Origin of the sequence: Subtercola vilae (assembly GCF_004923255.1) — a bacterium.
GTDB classification, from domain to species: domain Bacteria; phylum Actinomycetota; class Actinomycetes; order Actinomycetales; family Microbacteriaceae; genus Subtercola; species Subtercola vilae.
Genome location: NZ_QYRT01000001.1, coordinates 129,299 through 152,287 on the forward strand (window position 1 = coordinate 129,299; position 22,989 = coordinate 152,287).

General features: G+C 66.3%; 23 protein-coding genes. 13 read left to right on the forward strand and 10 right to left on the reverse strand.

The genetic code is table 11. The features are described 5' to 3' along the window. Positions 1-7 precede the first annotated feature (7 nt). The 3 genes from D4765_RS00645 to D4765_RS00655 all read left to right on the forward strand — a co-directional run bounded on the left by D4765_RS00645 (position 8) and on the right by D4765_RS00655 (position 1,698). Positions 8-817 (forward strand): alpha/beta fold hydrolase, encoded by an 810-nt coding sequence (locus D4765_RS00645; protein ID WP_201799188.1) that lies wholly within the window; start codon positions 8-10, stop codon positions 815-817. A 73-nt stretch (positions 818-890) separates the two neighbouring features. Continuing rightward, a complete protein-coding gene (locus D4765_RS00650; protein ID WP_136640282.1) occupies positions 891-1,412 on the forward strand; it encodes a MarR family winged helix-turn-helix transcriptional regulator in 522 nt (173 codons plus the stop codon). A gap of 34 nt (positions 1,413-1,446) precedes the next feature. Then, entirely contained in the window at positions 1,447-1,698 is a 252-nt protein-coding gene (locus D4765_RS00655) for a hypothetical protein (RefSeq protein ID WP_136640283.1), read from the forward strand. On the opposite strand, the gene D4765_RS00660 is transcribed toward D4765_RS00655, so the two are convergent. From D4765_RS00660 to D4765_RS00670, 3 genes are all read right to left on the reverse strand, one after another. Beyond that, positions 1,691-2,461, reverse strand: coding sequence for a class I SAM-dependent methyltransferase (locus D4765_RS00660; protein ID WP_136640284.1), 771 nt, complete (start codon positions 2,459-2,461; stop codon positions 1,691-1,693). The genes D4765_RS00655 and D4765_RS00660 overlap by 8 nt on opposite strands. A gap of 56 nt (positions 2,462-2,517) precedes the next feature. Then, complete coding sequence (locus tag D4765_RS00665) at positions 2,518-3,090, reverse strand: pyridoxine/pyridoxamine 5'-phosphate oxidase (protein WP_136640285.1); 573 nt, start codon at positions 3,088-3,090, stop codon at positions 2,518-2,520. Between the two features lie 103 nt (positions 3,091-3,193). Then, the gene (locus D4765_RS00670) at positions 3,194-4,051 is read right to left on the reverse strand and encodes an SDR family oxidoreductase (RefSeq protein WP_136640286.1); all 858 of its coding nucleotides are present in this window, start codon (positions 4,049-4,051) and stop codon (positions 3,194-3,196) included. Between the two features lie 103 nt (positions 4,052-4,154). Between D4765_RS00670 and D4765_RS00675 the strand changes: the two genes are divergently transcribed. Then, complete coding sequence (locus tag D4765_RS00675; RefSeq protein WP_136640287.1) at positions 4,155-4,538, forward strand: winged helix-turn-helix transcriptional regulator; 384 nt, start codon at positions 4,155-4,157, stop codon at positions 4,536-4,538. Between the two features lie 57 nt (positions 4,539-4,595). Here D4765_RS00675 and D4765_RS00680 read toward each other — a convergent pair whose 3' ends face one another. Then, complete coding sequence (locus tag D4765_RS00680; protein ID WP_136640288.1) at positions 4,596-5,147, reverse strand: TetR/AcrR family transcriptional regulator; 552 nt, start codon at positions 5,145-5,147, stop codon at positions 4,596-4,598. Positions 5,148-5,227: 80 nt separating this feature from the next. Here D4765_RS00680 and D4765_RS00685 point away from each other — a divergent pair, with 80 nt between their 5' ends. After that, on the forward strand, positions 5,228-6,175 hold the full coding sequence (locus tag D4765_RS00685; RefSeq protein ID WP_136640289.1) for a ketopantoate reductase family protein: 948 nt from the start codon (positions 5,228-5,230) through the stop codon (positions 6,173-6,175). A 130-nt stretch (positions 6,176-6,305) separates the two neighbouring features. Here the strand turns inward: D4765_RS00685 and D4765_RS00690 are convergent, their stop codons facing one another. After that, positions 6,306-6,740 (reverse strand): helix-turn-helix domain-containing protein, encoded by a 435-nt coding sequence (locus tag D4765_RS00690; RefSeq protein WP_136640290.1) that lies wholly within the window; start codon positions 6,738-6,740, stop codon positions 6,306-6,308. Positions 6,741-6,857: 117 nt separating this feature from the next. Here D4765_RS00690 and D4765_RS00695 point away from each other — a divergent pair, with 117 nt between their 5' ends. From D4765_RS00695 to D4765_RS00705, 3 genes are all read left to right on the forward strand, one after another. After that, positions 6,858-7,529, forward strand: a complete 672-nt coding sequence (locus D4765_RS00695; RefSeq protein WP_136640291.1) for a pentapeptide repeat-containing protein — start codon at positions 6,858-6,860, stop codon at positions 7,527-7,529. 246 nt (positions 7,530-7,775) lie between these two features. After that, entirely contained in the window at positions 7,776-10,157 is a 2,382-nt protein-coding gene (locus D4765_RS00700) for a glycosyltransferase family 2 protein (RefSeq protein ID WP_136640292.1), read from the forward strand. Continuing rightward, positions 10,154-11,839 (forward strand): chitinase, encoded by a 1,686-nt coding sequence (locus D4765_RS00705; RefSeq protein WP_136640293.1) that lies wholly within the window; start codon positions 10,154-10,156, stop codon positions 11,837-11,839. Before D4765_RS00700 ends, D4765_RS00705 begins: the two co-directional genes overlap by 4 nt. On the opposite strand, the gene D4765_RS00710 is transcribed toward D4765_RS00705, so the two are convergent. The 5 genes from D4765_RS00710 to D4765_RS00730 form a co-directional block, all read right to left on the reverse strand. After that, positions 11,836-12,888 (reverse strand): SURF1 family cytochrome oxidase biogenesis protein, encoded by a 1,053-nt coding sequence (locus tag D4765_RS00710; RefSeq protein WP_161580295.1) that lies wholly within the window; start codon positions 12,886-12,888, stop codon positions 11,836-11,838. The genes D4765_RS00705 and D4765_RS00710 overlap by 4 nt on opposite strands. 152 nt (positions 12,889-13,040) lie before the next feature. Then, positions 13,041-13,871: an acyltransferase domain-containing protein gene (locus D4765_RS00715; RefSeq protein ID WP_136640295.1), complete on the reverse strand. Its 831-nt coding sequence runs from the start codon at positions 13,869-13,871 to the stop codon at positions 13,041-13,043. A gap of 5 nt (positions 13,872-13,876) precedes the next feature. Continuing rightward, the gene (locus D4765_RS00720) at positions 13,877-14,698 is read right to left on the reverse strand and encodes a carbohydrate ABC transporter permease (RefSeq protein ID WP_136640296.1); all 822 of its coding nucleotides are present in this window, start codon (positions 14,696-14,698) and stop codon (positions 13,877-13,879) included. Continuing rightward, positions 14,695-15,639: a carbohydrate ABC transporter permease gene (locus D4765_RS00725; RefSeq protein WP_136640297.1), complete on the reverse strand. Its 945-nt coding sequence runs from the start codon at positions 15,637-15,639 to the stop codon at positions 14,695-14,697. Before D4765_RS00725 ends, D4765_RS00720 begins: the two co-directional genes overlap by 4 nt. Before the next feature lie 11 nt (positions 15,640-15,650). Beyond that, the gene (locus D4765_RS00730; protein ID WP_136640298.1) at positions 15,651-17,003 is read right to left on the reverse strand and encodes an ABC transporter substrate-binding protein; all 1,353 of its coding nucleotides are present in this window, start codon (positions 17,001-17,003) and stop codon (positions 15,651-15,653) included. 142 nt (positions 17,004-17,145) lie between these two features. Between D4765_RS00730 and D4765_RS00735 the strand changes: the two genes are divergently transcribed. The 5 genes from D4765_RS00735 to D4765_RS00755 are packed head-to-tail and all read left to right on the forward strand — an operon-like array spanning position 17,146 to position 22,986. Continuing rightward, a complete protein-coding gene (locus D4765_RS00735) occupies positions 17,146-18,357 on the forward strand; it encodes an ROK family transcriptional regulator (RefSeq protein WP_161580296.1) in 1,212 nt (403 codons plus the stop codon). Positions 18,358-18,371: 14 nt separating this feature from the next. Further along, the gene (locus D4765_RS00740; protein WP_161580297.1) at positions 18,372-19,550 is read left to right on the forward strand and encodes an ROK family protein; all 1,179 of its coding nucleotides are present in this window, start codon (positions 18,372-18,374) and stop codon (positions 19,548-19,550) included. Continuing rightward, complete coding sequence (locus tag D4765_RS00745) at positions 19,543-20,922, forward strand: MFS transporter (RefSeq protein ID WP_338054609.1); 1,380 nt, start codon at positions 19,543-19,545, stop codon at positions 20,920-20,922. The genes D4765_RS00740 and D4765_RS00745 overlap by 8 nt, the downstream gene beginning before the upstream one ends. Before the next feature lie 13 nt (positions 20,923-20,935). Beyond that, the gene (locus tag D4765_RS00750; RefSeq protein WP_136640301.1) at positions 20,936-21,961 is read left to right on the forward strand and encodes a Gfo/Idh/MocA family protein; all 1,026 of its coding nucleotides are present in this window, start codon (positions 20,936-20,938) and stop codon (positions 21,959-21,961) included. After that, a complete protein-coding gene (locus tag D4765_RS00755; RefSeq protein ID WP_237280190.1) occupies positions 21,958-22,986 on the forward strand; it encodes a Gfo/Idh/MocA family protein in 1,029 nt (342 codons plus the stop codon). The genes D4765_RS00750 and D4765_RS00755 overlap by 4 nt, the downstream gene beginning before the upstream one ends. Positions 22,987-22,989 lie beyond the last annotated feature (3 nt).

The following is a 22,989-nucleotide window of genomic DNA, read 5'->3' on the forward strand; positions in this document are numbered from 1 at the left end:
GTCTCTCGTGAGCATTCCGGCAACCTCCTCCTCTCTCGATGTGCGCGGCGCGCGGCTCGGTTTCACCGACTTCGGCGCTGAGAATCTGCCGCTGGCGATCAGCGCGCATGGGCTGACGTCGAGCCGAGCATCGACGCTGCGCTCCGGGGTGGGCGACTACACCGCCGTGGGTCAAGGCGGGCATCGGCGGCTCGTCTCATACGATGCCCGCGGGCACGGCGAATCGAGCGGCGGCAGGTCGGCCGAGGAGTACCACTGGTCGAAGCTGGCGCTCGACCTTCTCGCGGTGGCAGACCACTTCTCACCCGAGGCGCCCGTGGCCGGTATCGGCCTGTCGATGGGAACCGGCACCCTGCTGCACGCCGTCACGCATCTGCCCGGCCGGTTCGACCGGCTCGTCTTGAGCGCTCCGCCGACCGCATGGCAGACGCGCGCCGGCCAAGCCGGCATGTACAACCAGATGGCCGATGTCATCGAGAAGGGCACACCCGACGAACTCGTCGAGCTGTTCGCTTCGGTGCCGCTGCCGGAGATCTTCGCTGATCTGCCCGAGTTCGGTGCCGTTCCCGACATTGACATCTCGCTGCTGCCCACGGTGTTCAGGGGGGCCGGTCAGTCTGATCTTCCTCCGTTCGAGGCGTTGAGCGGCATCACGCAGCCCACACTGATTCTGGCGTGGGCCGGCGACCCCGGGCATCCGGTGTCAACGGCTGAGAAGTTGGCCGAACTGATACCGAACTCTGAGCTGGTTGTGTCGACGACGAGTTCGGATGTTCAGACCTGGGGTGCCCGAGCCGCAGCCTTTCTCGCGTCGTAGTCGACCCCGGCTGCTCGACGATTGCCGCACTTTCGAACAGTTGTTGCGTAAACCAACTGGATAGACTGTTCTCATGACCAGCGACACGAACCACGAGCGGTGGCTGAGCGATGACGAAGCTGCCGCCTGGGTGAACTTCATTGCGGTGGTCGAGCTGCTGCCCGGCGTGCTCGACACGCAGTTGCAGCACGACGCCGACCTCACCCACTTCGAGTACTTCACGCTTGCGATGCTCTCAGAGGCTCCGGAGAAGACCCTCCGCATGACTGCGCTCGCGGCCGCCACGAACTCGACGCTGCCCCGGCTCTCGCACGTGGTATCGCGGCTCGAGGGCCGCGGCTACATCAGTCGGCTGCCGTGCGCGGCAGACCGGCGGGCGACCAATGCGAAGCTCACCGAGCAGGGCTGGCAGAAGGTCGTGGCCACGGCTCCGGGGCACGTGTCGACGGTGATCCGCAACGTCATCGCCCCACTCGACGCTGCCGATGTGGCCGACCTTGCCCGCATAACTGGGCGCATGCTGGCAACCCTCGACCCCGACGGAAAGCTGCGGCCGCGTCAAGGGGTCGCTCAGAAGCGGCCCAGCGAAGCATGATTGAGTTGTTCACGAAACGAATGGAGACATACCCATGCGCAGTAAAGTAACCCTGTTCTTTGTCGTTGTGATCGGTTTCGCCGCCTACACGCTGGGTGCGAAAGCGGGCAAAGCCCGTTACAAAGAGATCGCGACCACCGCAAGCACGTTCTGGAACGATCCCAAGGTTCAGAAGGCCCGCAAGCAGGCCGTAAAGACCGCCAAGAAGGCCACCGCCGACGCCAGTGACGCAGCCGAGAAGGCCGCGAAGAAGGCAGCTAAGCGCGCCAAGAAGCGCTTCAGCTGACGGGTAGCGCTCTGGCGAGCGTCACCGAGGTGACGTAGGGCATCACGTAGGTGTCGTGGCCTGCGAGCTGTGGATGCTCGTCGAGAAGTTCTTCGAGCTGTTGGAGCAGCGCCCGTCGCTTGTCTTCGCTCATCGCGATGATGTAGCTGCGCGACGTGACCATCGCCAGCAGCTGCTCGCGGCTCAGGGGGTTGTCCCAGAAGAAGTCGGCGTGGGCTACGCGCTCGAGGCTCGCCCCCACGGGCGGGGTGAGCGTCTCGTACTCCTCTGCTGCGCTCGCGCCCATGATCTCGCCGAGCTGCCTGACCCACTCCACCGAATCGTCGCGAATGTTCCAGATCAGCCCGAGCGTGCCGCCGGGCTTCAGTACGCGGGCAATCTCGGCCGAGGCGGCTTCGACGTCGACCCAGTGCCAAGCTTGAGCGAAGGTGACGAGGTCGACGCTTGTGTCGGGCAGCGGCAGGGATTCGCCGGTTCCCTCGAGCGCTTCGACGTGGGGAAATCGGGCCGAGAATCGGGCGCGCATGGCAGAGTCGGGCTCGACGGCCGTGACGTTCAGGCCGCGTTCGGCGAAGGAGGCGGTGAACTTTCCGGTTCCAGCTCCGACGTCGACGATGACGAGATCAGCCGCGCTGGGGGGCTCGTTCGGGCTCGACTGGGCGAGCATCCAGTCGACCGCAGCGGCGGGGTAGCTCGGGCGGCCACGCTCGTAGTCGTCGACGGCGAGGCCGAACGAGAGGGCGTGGGTGTTGTCGCGTGCCATACGACCAACACTACGGTGCCGGTCAGGCAGAGAAGCAGGTCAGGCAGGGAAGCCGGTCACGCGGGAAACGTGTAGCTGTGACGAATGTGGTGTCGGTCGTGGCTGGCCTGCCAGAACTCCACCTCGGTGGGCTGCACGGCGTAGAGCTGCCAGGTGGGGTTGGGCCGGGCGTCTGCCGCCGGGCGTTCAGACCAGTCGAGCGCTGAGGCCTCGGCAGAGAGCAGGGTGACCGGGCCGGCGACGCGCACCTGACGCCCCAGATCGGCCCAGTAGAAGTTGAGCGCCGCGAACGGGTTGGCTTCGAGCTCGCGGCCCTTGCGGGAGGTGCGCGAACTGGCGAACTGCCAGCCGCCTTCGTCGAGGTTCTTCAAGATGAGCATGCGCGACGAGAGGGTCACGAGTGCGGGCCCGGTGGCGCCGTCGGCCCCGGGAACGGGGCTGTGCGCGGCGGGCAGCGCGGTGGCGAGGCTGAAAGCGTGCGGCTGGCGGATGCCGGCAGCGATGGCCTCGTCGAGCCACTGTACGAACAACTCGGCAGGGTCATCCGGTGCCGCCTCTGGGTCGAACGAGGGCAGAGTTTCGGCGAAATCGGGCAGCGCGCGCAGTCGGCGGCGAAAAGTGTCACTCACGGTGCGAGCCTACGTCGCGCCGCTGCGAGTAGTGCGGTTTCAGCAGCAGAACGCCCGGGGCTCGACCCCGGGCGTTCGCACTGCTAGGGCCAGGGCCCGGCGGCTAGCTGAGCACGGTGCGCAGGGTGTCGGCGACGGGGGTGGTGGGGTGGCCGATGAGCGTTGACAGGTCATCCGTGATCTTGTCGAGCTCGCCGGCGGCGATGTTGGCGTCGAGCGCGGTGATGAAGCCGATGGTGCCCTCGTCGAGGCCTGCCGAGCGCAGAACCTCGGTGTGGGCCTCGCTCGAAACCGACTCGAAGACGACGTCGCGGTTCAGCACATCGCTGAGGGTGGCGGCGAAGTCGTCGCCGTTCCACGCTACGTCGCCCGAGAGCTCGTACGTCGCGTTCGTGTGCCCCGGGGTGCTGAGCACCACAGCCGCAGCCTCGGCGTAGTCGGAACGGCTGGCACTGGCGACGCGGCCCGTGCCGGTGCTGGCGAGGTAGACGCCGGTCTGCTGAACCTGCCCGAGGGTCTGGGTGTAATTCTCGTTGTACCAGTTGTTGCGCACGATGGTGAAGTCGACTCCGGATGCCCGCAGGTACTCTTCGGTCGCCGTGTGTTCTGGGGCCAGCACGAGCGTCGTGTTGTCGGCCTTCGGAGCGCTCGTATAGACGATCTGTGTCACGCCGGCCGCTTTGGCTGCGTCGATGGCATTGATGTGCTGTTGTACGCGGCTGCCCACTTCGCTTCCTGAAACGAGGAGAACACCCTCGGCGCCCTCGAAGGCGGCGGCGAGGGTGGCCGGGTCGGTGAAGTCGATGACGGCGGTGCGAACGCCGAGGCTCTTCAGGGCATCCAGTCGACCGGCATCGCGACCAGCCGCGACGATGTCGGCGGGCGGGGTGCCGCGGGCGATGAGGTGATCGATGGCGAGGCGGCCGAGGTGGCCGGTGGCACCGGTGACGACGAGTGACATGGGGTGGATCCTTTCGTGGAGGCGAGCTACATCAGGGGTCAACGGGAGAAGGGCCTCGGTACTTCCCGAACGAAGGTACCCACTATTTGGTAAGCTACTAACCATGAGTGAAGCCGTGTCATTGCAAACCGTCGTTGGCGTGAACGTCTTCGCGGCGAACTGCCCCAGCCGCAGCGTGCTCGACCATGTCACAAGCAAGTGGGGCGTACTGGTGATCGTGGCGCTCTCGGGCGACACTCTGCGGTGGGGCGAGCTGCGGCGCAGCATCGGGGGCATCAGCGAGAAGATGCTGGCGCAGACCCTCCGTGTGCTCGAGGCCGACGGTATGGTGCTGCGCACGGTGCAGGCCACCATTCCGCCCCGCGTCGACTACCAGCTCACCGATCGCGGGCGCTCGCTCGCCGACCGACTCATCCCCCTGGTGGAGTGGGTCGGCGACAATGCGGTTGAGATCGTGGCTGGCCGGCCGGAGGCTGGCGCCAGCTGAGCTACCGTCGGTGGCGCGTTAGAGCAATTTCGTCATGACGTTCTCGAGCCCTGGTTTTCAAGCAACATTTGCCAGTCCGGCGATGAGCAGTTCTACCGCGGCGCGTGACTCGGACGCCCAGTCGGGCCGGTCAGTCGCCGAACCGATGCCGTGCAGAACGACCATCACCGCCCCTGCGGCGACATCGTGGCGGATGGCGCCGTCGGCGACAGCCCGGGTCATCAGCGTGGCGACGGTGTCTTCGAGTTGGCTCCCGCCGTCGGATTGAACGGCGGGAGCGACGACGGCTGCCAGCGTGCGCGCAAGGCCGGCATGCTCCACCACGTAGTCCACGAAGCCGCGCAGAAACAGGTTGAGGTTCTCGCCAGGCGACTGTAGAGAGTCGCGGGCCCGATCGCAGAGCGCAGTCACCTCGCCTTGGTACACCGCCGCGGCCAACGCCTCCCGGGTGGGGAAATGCCGGTAGAGCGTGCCCACGCCCACGCCGGCGCGCGCCGCGAAATCATCGAAGCGAAACTGCTCATCGTCATCGAATGCCGCTCGCGCAGCCGCTACGATCGCATCCCGGTTACGCCGGGCATCGGCGCGCAATGATCGTGGCTCCGTCATGAGTCCTCCGTTGACAATTGGAGACGATCTCCATATTCTCGTACATGGAGACAATCTCCATGTTATCCGAAGGGTGCGGCATGAGAATTCTGATGTTCGGTCGCGGAGTGATTGCAACGATCTACGGAAGCCTGCTTCAGGAAGCCGGGCACCACGTCGAGTTCTATGTCCGTCCGGGGCGCGCAGCGGAGTACGGCGATGACGTGCGGATAGACCTGATCGACGCGCGTCGCTGGCCGCTCGGCAGGCGGAACCGCGAGTCGTTCGCAATTCGGTTGCGTGAATCCGTAGCCGCGGAAGACGGATTCGATCTCATCGTGCTCAGCGTCGCGCACCACCGTCTTTCAGAGGCGGCGGCATTTTTGGCTCCCCGGCTCGGCGAGGCATCGGTGTTCGTCTTCGGCAACGTGTGGGAGGAGCCTCTCGACGCGATCGCACCGCTTCCCGTCGATCGCGTCGTGTTTGGGTTTCCACAGGCAGGCGGCGGCTTCGGGGACGATGGTGTGTTGCACGGCGGTTTGCTCCGATCCGTCATTGTCGGCACGGCCGGTGCTTCGCCGACGCGTCGGGAACGCGATGTGCAGACAGCTTTTCGTCAGGCCGGTCTCACCATTCGCGAAGAGCGGGACATGCGAGGGTGGCTGTGGTTGCACTTCATCTCTGATGCAGGCATGTTCGCTCAGGGGCTTCGGAGCGGGTCGCTGGCGAACATGATCGGCGACCGTCGAGCACTCCGAGACGCGTTCCTGACGGCTCGTGAGCTTCTGCCCGTTCTCAAGGCTCGGGGGGTCGACTTCCGTCGACACCACGCCGCCATGCTGCCGTATCGGCTGCCCGGCCTGGTCGGCGCGATGATGGCAGGGGTGACCGTGGTACTGCCTCTCGCCAAGCCCAGCCTCGCTGCCCACACAGACCCCCACGCGCCCGAACCCCTGGCCGTACTCGCAGACACGCGTCGCGAAGCCCGCCGGCTCAACATCCCCACCCCGCGCCTTGACGAGTCGGCGGGTATTGCGTCGCCAGCCTGACATCGCTGCCAGGGCTTCGATAGGTAAAAGTTGTTGTGGTGCTGTGTAGATCGTCGCTATCGAAAACCGTACTGTGGCGGGGTGGATGATCTTTGGGCCCGCCCTCCTCACGTCACCTTTCAGGTGTGATCTACGAGGGCTCGGCATCAGCCCCAGCCGGTTTTGCAGCCGCGGCGGCCTTCTCGGCCTTCGCCCGGCGCGACGTCTCGAGGTAGGCCAGCGCATCGGCGAGCCGAAAACGGCGGTGCGTACCGCGGTACTCCACCGCGATCACGCCCTCGTTCGCGAGCCGCAGCAGGTATGTCGCCGAGACGCCCACCAGTTCGGCGGCCTGCGAGGTGGTCAGCAGCGAGTCGGTCGACCCCACCACCACGGCCTGCCCGTCGGCGAACCGTTGCAGCAGGTCGACCACGGCAGAGACGGCTTCGGGCGGTAGGTCGAGGGTCTGGGCATCCAGAGCCAGCGTCACAGTGGCGGGGTTCGGGATGCCCCGCAGCACCCCCGCGAGCCGGGCCGCCGAGGCGGGGGCGAGGGCGCCGGTCGCGTGTTCCCTGAGCAGCGGCATGGTCTCACTTTCGTCGTCGTCGCGCCCAGCCTAGCCAGCCGCAGAGGGTCGCTGCAGGGGCGGTCGTGAACAGTCGCCGCACAGACCGAACCGAGTCGCCGCGAATAGAGTGGGCGCGTGCGTGAGAAAACGAAGGCCCAGCCCCAACCGCCCCGCGTCGACTTCGAACCGCGCGCGGTGTCGCGGCTCGAGCCGGCCGGCGCAGAAGAGCTCATGGCCGGCGACTACCGCGAAGCCGAACTGTTCGCCGGCGCCGATGTGACCGAGTACGACCTGGCCGGATGTTCGTTTCTCGAGTGCCGTTTCGCCTCTGTCACCCTCACCGACGCCGAGTTGCGCGGCAGTCGTTTCATCGAGACCGTCTTCGATTCGACGTTCGCCCACTCGCTGAAGGCAGCCCGTACGACGTGGCGTGATGTTCTGATCGAGAACCCGCGCTGGGGATCAGCCGAACTGTTCGACGCCGAACTCGACTCCGTGCACGTGCGCGGTGGCAAAATCGACTACCTGAATTTGCGGGGCTCCCGCTTGTCGAACGTGGTCATCGAAGGGTGCGCCATCACCGACCTCGACCTCGGCGGCGTCACCGCGAACAGGGTCGCACTCATCGACTGCCGTATCGGCACCCTCGACACCACGGGGGCCACCCTCGTGAACGTCGACCTGCGCTCGAGCGAGTTCTCTGCCCTGCACGGGCTGGCCGGCCTCGCGGGCGCCACCATCGACGACGCGCAGCTCACCCTGTTCGCGCCGTGGCTCGCCCAGCACCTCGGCTTGCGCGTCGAGTAGCGGTCAGCCCAATACACGCTTTTCGGGCCCAACCGTTCAGTAGCGCCGTCGTTCGGTAAGGTTTGCCCCAGTTTTGCGACAGGTTTCTGTTCGATGGCACAGAGAGTCGGGTAATGTGCTGAACACCGAGCCCCTGCCGCAGCACCCGCGCGTGCACTCTCGCTTTAGACCTCATAGCCGACGTTCTGCACGCGAGCCACCCAGTCTCGTGGCGAGATTCCGGCGCCCTGCCGAACTTTAGGACGCATGCCGAAGTCGACGAAACCTCCCACCACCCGCCGACGCCAGTGGGGATCCGAGCGCAACCGCATCCCGCTGCCCACCGTGCACAAACGCCCCTCCGACGCGAAGATCGTCTGGGGCCGCATTGCGGTGGTGATCACGGTGACCGCGTGGATCCTCTACGTCATCACCACGATTGCGCGCCTGATCTTCGAATACGGCAACCAAGACTTTCGTCTGTCGCTCGAAGCGATCTTCTACCTGGTGGTCGTCACCTTTCTCACGTTCTCGGCGCTCATGTACCTGGTTGCCCGGCAGGGTGCACTCCGCCGGTTCCGCGACCATGTGCGCGTTCCGAGGGCCGAGCTCGACCGTCATTTCGCCGAACCGCATCTCGACGGCATGACTGTTCTCGTGCCCTCGTACGCCGAAGAGCCGTCGGTGGTGCGCAAGACCTTGTGGTCTGCGGCGCTGCAGGAGTACCCGGGCCTGCACCTCGTGCTGTTGCTCGACGACCCGCCCGCCCCGACCGACCCGTATGTGGCTTACCGCCTCGACGCGACTCGCCGCCTCACCAACGAGATCGCCGAAGCACTGATCGACCCGAGCACCCGCTTCTCTGACGCCCTGTTCGCGTTCGAGAGCGGGTTGTCGGCAACCGGCACCGTCTCCACTGAGGCTGTCAGCGCGCTCGCCGGTGAGTATGACAGTGCAACCCGCTGGCTGCGCGACATGGCCGCCGCCGAAGAGCACGAAGATCACGTCGACACCTTCTTCATCGACGAGGTGCTGGGCGGCCTGGCCGATGACCTCGAGCTCACCGGCCGGGCGATCGAAGCTTCACTCGATGGCTCAATCGATCTCACCAGTGACCGGATGCTCGAACTGCACCGTCGCCTGGTCTGGATCTTCACTGTTGAGACCGCGACCTTCGAGCGCAAGAAATACGCCTCCCTCTCGCACGAGGCCAACAAGGCGATGAACCTCAACGCCTACATCGGCCTGATGGGCGGGCGTTTTCGCACGGAGCTCACCCCCGACGGCCCCTTCCTGCGGCCGGTGACGGATGCCCAGCAGGCCGAACTCGTCGTGCCGAACGCCCAGTACCTGCTCACTCTCGATGCCGATTCCCTGCTGCTTCGCGATTACTGTCTGCGGCTCGTGTACCTGCTCGAGCAGCCCGACAACGAGCGAGTGGCTGTCACGCAGACGCCCTACTCCGCGTTTCGGGGTTCTCCGACCCGCATTGAGCGCCTCGCCGGGGCGACCACCGATCTGCAGCACATCTTGCACCAGGGGCTGACCGAGTACAACGCTACGTTCTGGGTGGGCGCGAACGCGGTCATTCGCATGGAGGCCCTCGACGACATCCTCGAGATCGAATCGGTGGGTGCCTTCGAGGTGCGCCGGTACGTTCAAGACCGAACCGTGATCGAAGACACCGAGTCGAGCATCGACCTCGCCGAACACGGCTGGACTCTGGTGAACTACCCTGAGCGGCTCAGCTACAGCGCGACCCCGCCCGACTTCGGCTCGCTGATCGTGCAGCGCCGTCGCTGGGCCAACGGTGGGCTTCTGATTCTGCCGAAGTTCTTGCGCCAGCTGAAGGCGCGAAAGCGCGCGGGCATCCCGGTGCGCTGGCTCGAGAGCATGCTGCGGGTGAACTACATGGCCTCGATCTCGTGGGCGAGCGTCGGCCTCGTGTTCCTTCTCGTCTACCCGTACGACAGTCGGCTGCTCAGCCCGCTGGTGCTCGTGGCGGCGTTGCCGTACTTCATCGCGCAGACGAGTGACCTCCGCGCGTGCGGGTACAAGTTCGCCGACATTTTTCGCATCTACGGCTTCAATCTGATTCTGCTGCCGGTCAACCTGGCCGGTGTCGTCAAGTCGGTCGAGCAGTCGCTGACGGGCAAGAAGATTCCGTTCGCCCGCACCCCGAAGGTGCGCAACCGCACCGCGTCGCCCCTTCTCTACGTGGTGGCGCCCTATGTGATCGTCGCTTTCTCGGTGTTCACGGTTTGGCGCAACGTCGTCGACCAGAACTGGGGCAACGCAGCGTTCGCTGCATTCAACGCGATGTGCGCCGCGTGGGCCATCGTCGACAACATCGGCGTGCTGAACTCGCTCGTCGACATCTGGCTGGGCCTGACCGACTGGATGTGGGTCGACCGCAAACGCACGCACTCCGACGACACTGTGGTGACGCTGGGTACTGACTTCGACTGGCAGACAGCGCTCTACCATGGGCACGCTCCGGCCGGGTCGGGCGACCGCAACCACCGCGTGAAGCGCAAGAAGCCCTCTCGTCGAACACCGATTGTCGCGCTCGCGGAGACCCCCGATCATCCTGAACCCATCGCCGTCGGCACTCTCGGTGGTAGCGAGAACGAGAGCCCCACCGCATGAGCCTGCCCGTCTTTCCTGCCGGCCGCCCGCCGTTTGCCGAACCCTCCAGCCCACGCGCGGGAAAGCGGCTGTCGTTCTGGCGAGTACTGCTCGGCCTCGTTGTCGTTGCTGCAGTGGTGCTGGTGAGCATCTTCGGTTTTCGCTTCTTCGTGGTCGATCAGGCCCGGGCGAGCCAGGCTGCGCCGTCGTTCGCCGGCTATGTCGACGCCACCGTGACGCCGCAGTATGCGTTCGAGGCCCCGGCTACTGACGCGCAGAACGATGTGGTGCTGTCGTTCGTCGTCGCGCATTCGGCCACCGACTGCACGCCGAGCTGGGGTGCGGCCTACACTCTGGATGCCGCGGCAGAGAATCTCGACATCGATCGCCGAATCGCGCGGCTGCGCCAGCTCGGAGGGGATCCGATTGTGTCTTTCGGGGGCGCGATCAACACTGACCTCGCCACCGCCTGCACGAACGTCGGCGATCTGACGAAGGCGTACAAGTCGGTCATCGACCGTTACGACCTGTCGACCATCGACCTCGATGTCGAAGCCGGCGACCTGAGCGATTCGCTGGCAGGCGAGCGCCGGGCCGTTGCCATCGCCGCTCTGCAGTCAGAGCGCCGGGCACAGGGCGACGACCTCACGGTCTGGCTCACGTTGCCCACCATGCCCACCGGCCTCACTGCCGATGGCACCCGTCTGGTTTCGCAGATGCTTGCCGACGGTGTTGATCTGGCCGGGGTGAACATCATGACGATGGACTACGGCATCGACCTGCACAACGAGAGCATGGGCCAGGTCGCCATCGACGCGCTGAACGCCGTGCATGCCCAACTCGCGAGTCAGTACATCACGGCCGGCACGCAGCTGACCGACGCGTCGCTCTGGGCGAAGCTCGGCGCGACGCCGATGATCGGCCAGAACGATGTCGCTGGCGAGGTGTTCACCCTCGCTGACGCGGCGCAGCTGAACGCCTTCGGCCAGCTGAAGCAGCTCGGGCGACTCTCGGCCTGGTCGCTCAACCGCGACCGCTCGTGCGGCCCCAACTATCTCGATCTCGCCACGGTGTCGAACCAGTGCAGCGGGGTCGACCAGGGCAGCACGACCTTTGCCGAGGTGTTGAATGCAGGTTTCGGCGGCGGCCTGAGCGCCACGCCGTTGCCCGTCACGACGGTGCCTGCCAGCGACGCCGCGGGCACACAGCCGACGCCGACGCCCACTTCTACGGCTCCCGCAGCGCGCGGCCGCGAATCCGACCCGCCTGCCGATGACCCCGCGACCAGCCCGTACCCGATCTGGGCCGCAGGCGTGACCTATGTCGCGGGCACCAAGGTCGTCTGGCACGCCACCGTCTACGAGGCCAAGTGGTGGACTCTCGGCGACGTTCCAGACAACCCGGTGCTCACTGCGTCGAGTACTCCCTGGGCGCTCATCGGCCCGGTTCTGGCGGGCGAGACGCCGTATGTTGTGCCGACACTGCCGGTCGGCACCTACCCCGACTGGTCGGGCAACGCCACCTACAATGAGGGTGACCGCGTGCTGTTCAACACGGTGCCGTATGTGGCGAAGTGGTGGACGAGGGGCGACAGCCCGGCTGCGGCAGTTCTCAGCGCTGACAGCTCGCCCTGGCTCCCGCTGACGGCGGCGCAGGTGGCCGCGGTCAGCGCCGGTACCGCGGGTACCGCGGCTACCCCTTAGGGTTTCGGGTCGCCTGCTGTACCCGAAACACCCCACCGGGTGAGAGGCAGGAAGCCGTCGATCTCCTCGTCTTCGAGCTCTTCGTCACTGAACGGCTTGCGTGCGCGTTTTTTCAGTCGCGCTGATGCTCGCTCTCGTTCCTCCGGGTCGTCGGAGTTGAGCTGGCGGTATTCTTTGCGCATCGCGAAACCGAGTGCCAGAAACCCGATCAGCGCGAAGAACACCCACTGCACCAGGTAGGAGTAGTGCAGCCCGACATCTTCGGTGGGCATCGTTGTCTGAATCGCCGCGAGGCCCGGGTTCGCTGCTGGCGACTGGCTGTTCAGCACCCCGTAGGCGCCGGTGTAGACATCTGTGCCGAACCGATCGTGAATTCGCGAGAGGGTGATCGACGCGATCTGGTTTCCCGGCGCGTTCGCAGTTCCCTGCGCAGCCTCACTCGGCCGCAGTTGCACCACGACATCGACGGTTCCGGCGGCCGGCGGCGTGATTTCGCCCGGCGCGAGCGCGTTGGTGGCTGAGGGCGCCACCCAGCCGCGGTCGACCATGAAGACGGAGCCGTCGCTCAGCTGCAGGGGAGTGATCACCTCGAAGCCGTTGGAGCCGTTGTTCGAACGGTTTCGCGCAACAAGCTCGTCGTCGGCCAGATACACGCCGGTCGCGCTCACCCGCTGCCAGCTCTGCGTCGCATCGTACGAACCCAGGGTCGGCAGAGCTTTCTCAAGCGCGACCGGGGCGGCGGCGAAGTTGGCCGAGACGATGCTGTTGTCTGCCGATGCCTGAAGCCCGCGGTCGAGCTGCCACTGGGCGAGCAACACGCAGACCACGGCGAAGACGATTGCCGAAGCGATGAACGCGAACCAGCGCCATGTGCGGAGAAACTGCCACCCGGTCATGCCCTCGGTGACCGTGTCGTACACGGCGACGGTCGCCCCGGGCCGCCTGACCGGTCGGGCGAGCCCGCCGGAGCGCCGCACCTCGACGTCGGTGCTGACGCCGGTGGCAACCTCGGTACGCTGCCGAGCGGTTCTCGCCGTCTCTTCGGTCATCTCTTCTCGGGCCTGGTCTCTGTGACGGCCTGGTGCTGATGGGCAGGCCTGGTGCTCAGCGGTACCCGTACAGCTTATGACGCGAACCCTCGAAGCATCCTGCGGGGTGTTCCCGACGGGCGGCGCGTGTGGGGCCGCCTTCGGGTTTTCCCTCAGAGTCGGAAGTACCCCCACGCGACCTGCCATGTCTCACCGAGCTCGAGGCGATCGAGCACGGCGCGCTGCAGCGAAGTGTCGCGGGGAAGCTCGCTCAGACGATCGAGGTCGCGGGTGCGAAAGACGAAGTAGAGGGCATCCGTGTGCCCGTCGGTTGAGTGCCCGAGGGGGGTGAAGCGTCTGACGAAGGCGCCGACATTGCTCGTCGCAGAGACGCGGTCGAGCAAGAAGGGGTCGAGCATCCACGAGTCGCAGGTGACAACGGTGACTGGCCGGTCGCCGAAGAACCGGGGAAAGAAGGAGCGCGCCGCGGCAAGGCTCTCGTCGACCAGCGAGGGCAGCAACGGGCCCTGTTCGGGGATGTGCACCGCGAGTACCCAGTCGCCCGGGGTGATGGCGCCCGCGGCTTCGAGATCGGTTCGCTGTAGCGCGAACTGCAACCGGCCGAGCGCGAAGATGCGCACGGTGAAGTGGTGGGTGAGCCAGCGCCAGGTCTGCAGGCTGAACTCGCCGGTGACACGGCGGCTGATGGCCAGGTGTCGGCCGACATCGGCCAGGGTGTCGCGCGTGACCTGCTCGGGGATGCCGCGCTCGCGGTGCCATTCGAGCACCGCGGGGGTGAGTCTGAAGTACGCCTTCAGCCAGACCAGGGGGTCTTGGGTCGGTTCGGTGACGGTGATTTCGTTGAATGTTCCGAAGCTGCGGGTGAGAGAAGCGGCGACCTCGGCGACGACGATGTCGTGGGCCGGGTCGGCCAGCAGGGCCAGACAGTCTTCGCGGTCGGCTTCGGCGATGGCGAGCAGGTCGAACAGCTCGGTTGTGTTCATGGCGGTCACCGGCTCGAGATCCCGCCGAGCATTCCGCTGATGAAGCGTTTCTGCAAGAAGAAGTAGAGGATGACGATGGGGGCCGCGATGATGATGCCGGCGGCCGCGAGCAACGCGTAGTCGGTGGCGTGCTGGCCCTGGAAGAACGCCAGCCCGAGGGGTGCGGTGCGCAGGTCGTCGCGGGTGACCATGACGAGCGGGATGAGGAACTCGTTCCAGGTCCACATCGAGATGAGCAGGCACATCGTCATGATCGACGGCGCCGAGGGTGGAACGATGATCTGCCAGAGCGTGCGCAGGTCGGATGCCCCGTCGAGCCGGGCCGCTTCGATGACCTCGTTCGGGAAGGTCATGAACTGGTTGCGCATCCAGAAGATGCCGAAGGCGAGAGACTGGGCCACCTGCGGCAGGATGAGCGCCCAGTAGCTGTCGGTGATGTGCGCCGACCGCAGGTTGTAATAAAGGGGAATGATGAAGGCCTCGGCGGGCAGCAGCAGCCCCGCGAGAATGACGAAGAAGATGATGTTCGAGCCGAAGAAGCGCAGGCGGGCGAAGGCGAAGCCGGCGAGCACGCTGAGCACGGTCGTGATGACGACCACGGCGACCACCACGGTGATGCTCGAGAGCAGGTAGCTGGCGAAGTGCCCCCGGTTCCACGCTTCGACGAAGTTGCCGAGGTCGATCGAGCGGGGAATCTGAAACCCCCCGCTGGTGCTCGAGGGGGTGACGGCGGTGATGACCACGCCGAGCAGGGGCACCAGAGCGAAGGCCGCGAAGAACGTCAGCACCAGATAGGTGACGAGCTTCTCTGGCAGAGAGATCTTCATTCGGTTTCTTTCGGTTGCAGTCGCCCGATGAGCGCGGTGATGATCAGGATGCCGATGGTGAGCACCACGGCGACGCTGGCCGCCGAACCCACCTGGCCCGAGTTGAATGCGCGGTTGTACGCCTCGTATGCGGGAACGGTTGTGGCATCGCCCGGCCCGCCGCGGGTCGTGATGTAGACAAGGTCGAAGGTCTTCAGCGACGACACCACGGTCAGCGTGAGCGCGACGGTGATCTGGCCACGAAGGGCCGGCAGAGTGATGCCGAAGAACTCCTGCAGGCTGCTCGCGCCATCGAGGCGGGCTGCCTCGAACAGCTCGGGCTGCACGTTGCCGACACCGCTCAGAAAGAGCACGAGGCAGAGCCCCACGTTCAGCCACGTGCCGACGAAGCCCACCGAGACGAGTGCCGTGCTGAAGTCGCCCAGCCACACCTTGGTGAGCGAGTCGAGACCCACACCTCGCAGCGCCGTATTGAGCAGCCCGTTCGGTGAGTAGATCGAGAGCCAGGTCGTCGCGACCACGACGGAGGCGATGACCTGCGGCAGAAACAGTACGGTGCGGTAGAAAGACATGCCGCGAAGGGCATGCGCCCGCGAGATGACCATGGTGAGCAGCAGGGCGATGACGATGGGGATGAAGGAGTAGAAGACGACGAGCACGCCCACGTGCAGAAACGAGTCGCGCAGCTTCTCGTCCTGCACGATGTTGACGTAGTTCTGAACGCCGGCCCAGGTGGCCGCGCTCAGCCCGTTCCAGTTGTAGAACGAGTACCACGCGGTCTGGAAAGTGGGAACGATGAGAAAGGTGAGTGAGAACGCGAGGGCCGGAACGACGTAGAGAAATGCCTTCCACGCGTCGATGCGGCGACGACGGGCACGGTTCTTGGTGACCGTGCCCGTCTGGCGCAGCTCACTCGACCGAACTCGAGCGGTGACTGTCATGAGTGATCGGCCTACTTGCTCGAGAGGAAGCTCGAATAGTCTTTCTGCAGAATCTCAGTGAAGGCCTTCGGGGTGACCTGGTCGTCTGTCAACTGTTGCACGGCGCTCGTGAGGGTGTCGTAGAACGTTGGCGTCGAGTAGTCGAGGTAGGGAACGAGGCCGCCCGACGCGGTGACCGCGCCGTAGGTCTTGAACACGTCGGTCTCGAGGCCCGCGGTCGGGGTGTACCCGGCGGGGATGACCGAGGGCAGGCTCTTCTTGTCGATGAAGGTCTGGGCCGCGTCAGCGTTGTTGATGAAGTCGATGTAGGCAGCGGAGACGTCGGGGTGCTTCGAGCCGGTCGTCACGGCCCAGGCGAGGCCTTCGCCGCCGGTCGTGACGGGCGTGGTGCCGCCGGCGGGAATCAGCGTCGTGAAGCCCGCGTCTGCGCCGAGCGTTGCAGAAATGGCCGCCTGCTTCCACGTGCCCACCACATAGAAGGCCGACTTTCCGGCCTCGAACTGGGCGAGTGCGTCGTCGCGGGAGATACCGCTGGCGCCCTTGGTGATGTAGCCCTCGTCAGACCAGTTCTGAATGGTCGTGGCCGCCTTCACCGACACATCGTCTGTCCACGCGCCACCCTGCCCGGTCACCAGCTTGTTGACCGCGTCGGCGCCGGCGAGCGAGGCCTGCACGATGCCGAACAGGTGGATGCCCGGGCTCTTCTCGATGTCTCCGTAGGCCATGGGCAGAATGCCCGCGCTCTTCGCCGCTGCCATGTCGGTCTCGAGGCTGGCGAGCGAGGTAGGGGCAGCGACCCCGAGCTGCGTGAGAATCTTCTTGTTGTAGTAGACCCCGACCACCTCGCCGGTCTGCGAGATGCCGTAGAGGTTGTCGCCCTGCCACTTCTTGCCGTCAGCGCTGAACGAGTTGATCTTCAGTAGCGACTCGGGGTAGTACGAGCTCCACTTGTACACATCGTTGTAGTCGTTCAGCGACCGGATCAGCCCGCCCTGCACGAACGCGCCCATGTCGGGGTAGCCCTGGTTGGCCTGGATGACGTCGGGCGGGTTGTCACCCGAGAGTGCCAGCTTCAGCGTGGTCTTCAGGTCGGCGAACGACTGTGTGACGCGGTTGATGGTGACGTTCGGGTACTTCTTGGTGAAGGCCGCGTTCAACGCTTCCTGCGCATCAGTGATGCCCTCATCGGTGTTCTGATCCCACACGGTGAGGGTGACCGGGCCGGCTGAGGCGACGTCGGTCGACACGGGCCCGGAGGAGGCCGCGGGTGCCGCGGTACCGCCCGGAGCGCACGCACTCAGTGAAAGAGCTACGGCGACCGACAATGCTATCGATCCTGTCCAAATCCGGGTCTTCCTGGCCATGCTGTCTCCTCGATACGTGATGGTGCGGCGTACGTTCCACGCTACGGTTCGTATGTTTCGTGCGAGTTACGATTCGAAGACTAGCTCAAGTCATTCGCAAATCGGTAGTCTTTGTTCGATTTGTGCGAGTAGTCTTGAGCACATGAAACGACCCGAACTGTTCCGAGACCAGGAATACGCCCCTGGTTCGGTGGGCGACATCTTCCGCCTCATTCGTTCCGGCGCCGTGACGTCGCGGTCGGCGCTGGCCCGCAAGATCGGCATGGCGCCGTCGACGGTCTCGCTGCGGGTCGACGCTCTCGTGCGGCTCGGCCTTGTTACTGAAGGCGACAACGAGCTCTCCCGCGGTGGCCGTCGTGCCCGCTCGCTCGAGGTGCCGGGTTCTGCAGGCTTCGTCGGCGCTATGGATGTCGGCGCCCACCACGTGCAGCTGGCCATCGCCGATCTCACCGGGGTGCTGCTCGTGGTCGAAGACGTTCCGGTCTCGATCGAAGACGGCCCGTCGTCTGCCGTCGAACGTCTCTGGTGTGCGCTCACCGATCTCGTGGTGGCGAACGGGCTCGAACCCGAACTGCTTCGCGGCGTGGCCATCGGGCTGCCCGCTCCCATCGAGTTTCCGAGCGGGCGGGTCGTTCTGCCCTCGTTCATGCCCAGCTGGCACAACGCCGACCTCCCGGCTCTGTTCTCTGCTCACACGGCGGTGCCGGTGCTGGTCGAGAACGACGCCAACCTGATTGCTCTCGCCGAGCAGTCGAACGTGCATCCGGAAACCGACGAACTGTTGGCCATCAAGCTCGGCACGCGCATCGGCTGCGGCATCATCTCGTCGGGCAGGTTGCACCGCGGGGTGGGGGGAGCGGCGGGCGAGATCAGCCACACGTCGGTCGAGGGCACATCGACCATCTCGTGCGTGTGCGGGGCCCCGCACTGCCTCGAGTCGGTGGCCAGCGGCGGCGCGATCGTCGCACGGCTGGCCGCTGAGGGGTACGACGTGCGAACGGCGAGCGATGTCGTCGAGCTGGGCCGGGGTGGAGACGCTCACGTGGTCGACGTTCTGCGAACCGCCGGCACCTCGATCGGCGGCGTGCTGTCATCGATCGTCAACTTCTTCAATCCGCGCGACGTGGTTCTGGGCGGAGCCATGTCGGCGTCGGCGCCGCTGGTCGCAGCCATTCGGGCCGAACTCTTTCAGAAGTGCCTGCCGCTCGTGACGAACGACCTCGAAGTGCGCGCTGCGAGCAGCCCGGGCGATGCGGGTGTGCGCGGGGCTACACACCTGATTCTCGAAGAGGTGCTGGCACCCGCGCGAATCGAGCGGCTCGTGCGCGAGCTCGACGGGGCCGCCGCATCGTGACTGAGCACCACCCCGTGACTGAGCACCACCGCGCGGCCGAGCACCACCCCACTTCTCGCGCCGCGGTGGCACTGGCCGTCGATATCGGTGGCACCACCGTGAAAGGGGCCGCCGTCGACCGCTTCGGTGTAGTCGTTCAGAAGTTCACCGTCGGCACCTTCGACGTTGACGGTGATGCCTATGCGGCGGTTCTGGCGGTCATCCGGATGCTCCACTCGGGTGTGCTCGCCGATGGCTACCTGCCCGTGGGAATCGGCATCGCGTCACCCGGGCTGGTCGACGCCGCGACGGGAACGATCGCGTTCGCAGCGAACCTCGGCTGGGAGGCGCTACCGCTTCGGGATCGCCTCGAAGAGGAGTTCACAATCCCGGTGCGGGTCGACCACGACGCCCGTGCGGCGGCGCTGGCTGAGCGGGCCGCGCATGCGGGGGCGGCGGAGGTCGGAGCGGCGGCGGTCGGTGCAGCGGCGGCAAGAGCGACGGGTGCGGCGGGCTCTGTGGGGTCGGCAGAGCCCCAGCCGGCCGACGCGTTCGCGGATTTTGTGCTGATTCCGATCGGTACGGGCGTGTCTGCGGCCGTTGTCACATCGGGCGTGCTGGTGCGGGGTGCGGCGGGTGCCGCGGGGGAGTTCGGCCATGTTCCGGCGGTTCCGAACGGCGACCTGTGCGCCTGCGGACAGCACGGGTGCATTGAGGCGTACGCCTCGGCCACGAGCATCCTCACGCGCTATCGTGCAGCGGGCGGCACAGCCGCAGGCTCAACGCGGGAGCTCGCGGCGACGCTCGACACCGATCCCATCGCCAGAGCGGTCTGGCACGACGCGGTCGAAGCGCTGGCCGTCGGGGTGGTCGGGCTGACCGCGGTGCTCGACCCCGCCGTCGTGGTGATCGGAGGCGGGCTCTCTGCCGCGGGCGACGCCGTGCTTCTGCCGCTGCGAGCCGGTGTCGAGCGGCGGCTCGGCTGGCGTGCGGCTCCGCTGATCATCCGGTCGGCGCTCACCTCGCAGGGCGGCCTCATCGGCGCTGCGATGCTCGGCTGGGCGGGCCACGAGCTCGAGCCCGGATTCGCTGTGCGTGCGCACGGCATGCTCGGCAGCGCCACCGCCACCGCTGTGAGAGAACCGTCAGCTGCCGGCCCGTCGGGCTTCACGCCGTCACCCCCGAGCCCGCCGGTGGGGGCTGCCCATGGCTAGCACCGGCGCCGGGCTGCAGGCCCACCTCGCGGCCACGGTGCGCACAGTGCGCACAGCGCGCACCGACCACAGACTGATGTTCATCTGGATCGTCGGCGTCATCGCCTACTCCGTCTCGATCCTCAACCGCACCTCGCTGTCTGCGCTCGGTGTCGACGCCTCTGCCCGCTTTCACGCCGACGCCTCGACGCTCTCGCTGTTCGCCGTGCTGCAGTTGCTGGTCTACGGCGCGCTGCAGATTCCCGCCGGGCTGCTTCTTGACCGGTTCGGCGCGCGAAAGGTGCTCACCACCGGCATGATCGTGATGGCCCTCGGGCAGGTCGTCATGGCGCTGACCACCGACGTGAGTGTTGCCATCGGGGCCCGGGTGCTGCTCGGCGCGGGTGATGCCGCGATCTTTCCGAGCATTCTGCGGGTGATCGCCGCGTGGTTCGCGCCGCGTCGGGCACCCGTCGTCACCCAGATCACCGGGCTGCTCGGCCAGTTCGGGCAGATTGCCAGCGTCATTCCGCTCGCCGCGCTGTTGCACGCGGCCGGCTGGCAGACCGCCTTTCTCTCGGTCGCCTCGCTCGGTGTGCTCGTTGCTGTACTGGCCTTCGCCGTTGTGCGCAATGAACCCGTGCGAACAGGTGCGATCACCGTGATCACCGCCCCGCGCGACCTGCGGCGCGGGTTCACCGAGGCCTGGCGGCATCCGGGTACCCGCCTCGCGTTCTGGTCGCACTTCTCGACTCCCTTCGCCAGTACTGCGTTCGCGCTGCTCTGGGGGTATCCGTTCCTGATTCAGGGTGAGGGGCTCTCGGCCGGCAGCGCCTCGGCGATCTTCACGCTCTACGTCGTCTTCGGCGCGGTGCTCGGGCCCGTGGTCGGCACCCTGTCAGCCCGGCACCCACTGCGGCGGTCGTGGCTGGTACTCGCGGTCATCGGTTCGCAGGCGGCGGTCTGGATGCTCGTGATCGTGTGGCCCGGGCGCGCCCCGTTCGCCGTGCTCATCGCCCTGGCCCTGGTGCTCTGCGCGGGTGGGCCGGGGTCAATGATCGCGTTCGACTTCACCCGGGCGCACAACCCCGCCAGCCGCCTCGGTACCGCCACCGGAATCGTGAACGGGGGCGGCTTTCTGGCCGGTGTCATCGCGATCTTCCTCATCGGGGTGGCGATGGATCTGCAGAATGCCGGCACGCCGGCCACTTACTCGCTCGAGGCCTTCAAAGTCGCCTTTCTCGTTCAGTTTCCCATCTGGGCGATCGGTGTCGTCGCTCTGCTTCGCGAGCGACGACGTACTCGTGCGCACATGGCCACCCTGGGCATCCACCTCCCTCTCATTCGTGACGTTATTCGTTCTCGTAGACCCGCCACCCGTTCTCAACCGTGATGGAAAGACACTCATGACACTCTCTTCGCTCAAAATCGGCCTCGTGGGGGCCGGCGGCATCAGCAATTCGCACCTGCCGCATCTGCTCACCCTCGGTGCCGATGTCTACGTCTTTTCAGACGCCGGTGCGGCTGACCTTGTGGCGCGCCACGGGGGAACGGTCGTCGACACACTCGACGAGCTGCTGGCCATCGTCGACTACGTCGATGTCGCAACGCCGACCTTCACGCACTACGCGGTGGCGAAGCGGGCCCTCGAAGCCGGCAAAGACGTCATCTCAGAGAAGCCGCTCGCGCGAACCGACGAGGAGGCGGCCGAGCTGGTGCAGCTGGCCGAGCGCCTCGGCAGGCGGCTCTACCCGGCCCACGTGGTGCGGTTCTTCCCCGAATACGTGCGGCTGCACGAGGCGGTTCAGAGCGGGTTGCTCGGAGACCTCGCCGTGCTGCGGTTCTCCCGCTCTGGCGCGTTCCCGACGCGCACACCCTGGTTCGCCGATCGGGCGCTGTCGGGCGGAATCATCATGGATCAGATGATTCACGACATCGACATCGCGCGCTGGGTCGCGGGCGAGGTTGTGCGGGTCTCGGCGGTCTCGAACCGCGCCGGTACTGCCGCGGCGCCCGTTGAGGCAGCGCATGTGCTGCTGACGCATGCTTCGGGTGCGATCAGCCACGTTGCCGGCATCTGGGGGCCCGCGCATCTGCCCTTCACCACGGAATACTCGGTGACGGGAACGCTCGGCAGCCTCGAACACTCGTCGGTGGCCGAACGCAACTACACCGCTCACCTGCTCGAGGCGGCGGAGCAGGGCGGGCTGCTGCCCGACGTCGACCCCGCCGAGAACCCGTACTTCGCGGAGTTGCGGGAGTTCACCGAGGCCTTTGGGGGCGGCCCGGAGCCGCGCGTGAGTGTGGTCGATGGCGCAGAGGCGGTGCGGCTGGCGAACGCCGCGCTGCTCTCGCTCGAGACCGGCCAGCCGGTGGAGTTGGTCTCGCGAGTCGATGCCAGCGCCGAAGCAGAAGAAAAGAGAGCGCTGTGAACACCGCTTCCCGCCCCCTCAAGGTGGCCGTCATGTCGTTCGCCCACACGCACGCACGCGGGTATGTCGAACTGCTGCTGCAGAACCGTTCTGTTTCTGTGCTGACCTCAGATCCGGGCATCCATTCGCCGGCTGAGACGCGCGGGCGTACGCTCGCCGACGAACTGGGCGTCGACTACGTCGACACGTATCACGAGCTACTCGCCTGGCAGCCCGACGCGGTCATCGTGACCAGTGAGAACGCCCATCACCGCGAACACGTGGAGCTGGCGGCGCGCGCCGGGGCCCACATTCTCTGCGAGAAGCCGCTCGCCACGACGCTCGCCGACGGCGAAGCGATGCTCGCGGCAACCCAGGCGGCGGGGGTCATTTTGATGGTGGCGTTCCCCGTGCGGTTCGCGAGCACCTTTCTGCATCTCAAGGCCGACTACGACGCTGGCGCCCTCGGCGACGTCTTCTCGGTTCGCGGCAGCAACAACGGAAAGCTGCCGAGCGCTCGGGAATGGTTCACCGACCCAGCGCTTTCGGGTGGCGGAGCTCTCGTCGACCATGTCGTGCACATCGCCGACCTCCTCGAGGCCCTGATGCACGCGGCGCCGCTGTCGGTCACGGCGGTGGCGAACCAGAAGCTGTACGCCGACCGGGCGAAGGCCGAGACGGCCGGGCTGGTCTCGATCAGTTACGACAACGGTGTGATCGCCGCGATCGACTGTTCGTGGAGCCGCGCAGAGACGGCCCCGACCTGGGGCGGCGTCAGGCTGTCGGTCGCCGGCACGCGCGGCACGGTCGACGTGGACTTCTTCGGCCCCCGCGTGCACGGCCTCGATTCGGCTTCGGGCGTGCCTCTCGAACTGCCGTACGGGCCCGACTTCGACGCGGCGCTGCTCGGTACCTTTCTCGAGGCGGTAGGCACAGGGGTACAGCCGCAACCTGACGGGGCCGTCGGACTCCGCACGCTGAAGATCGTGCTCGCCGCGCAGGAGTCGGTGGCCACCGGCCGCACCGTGCAGATCGTCGAAGGGTAGAAG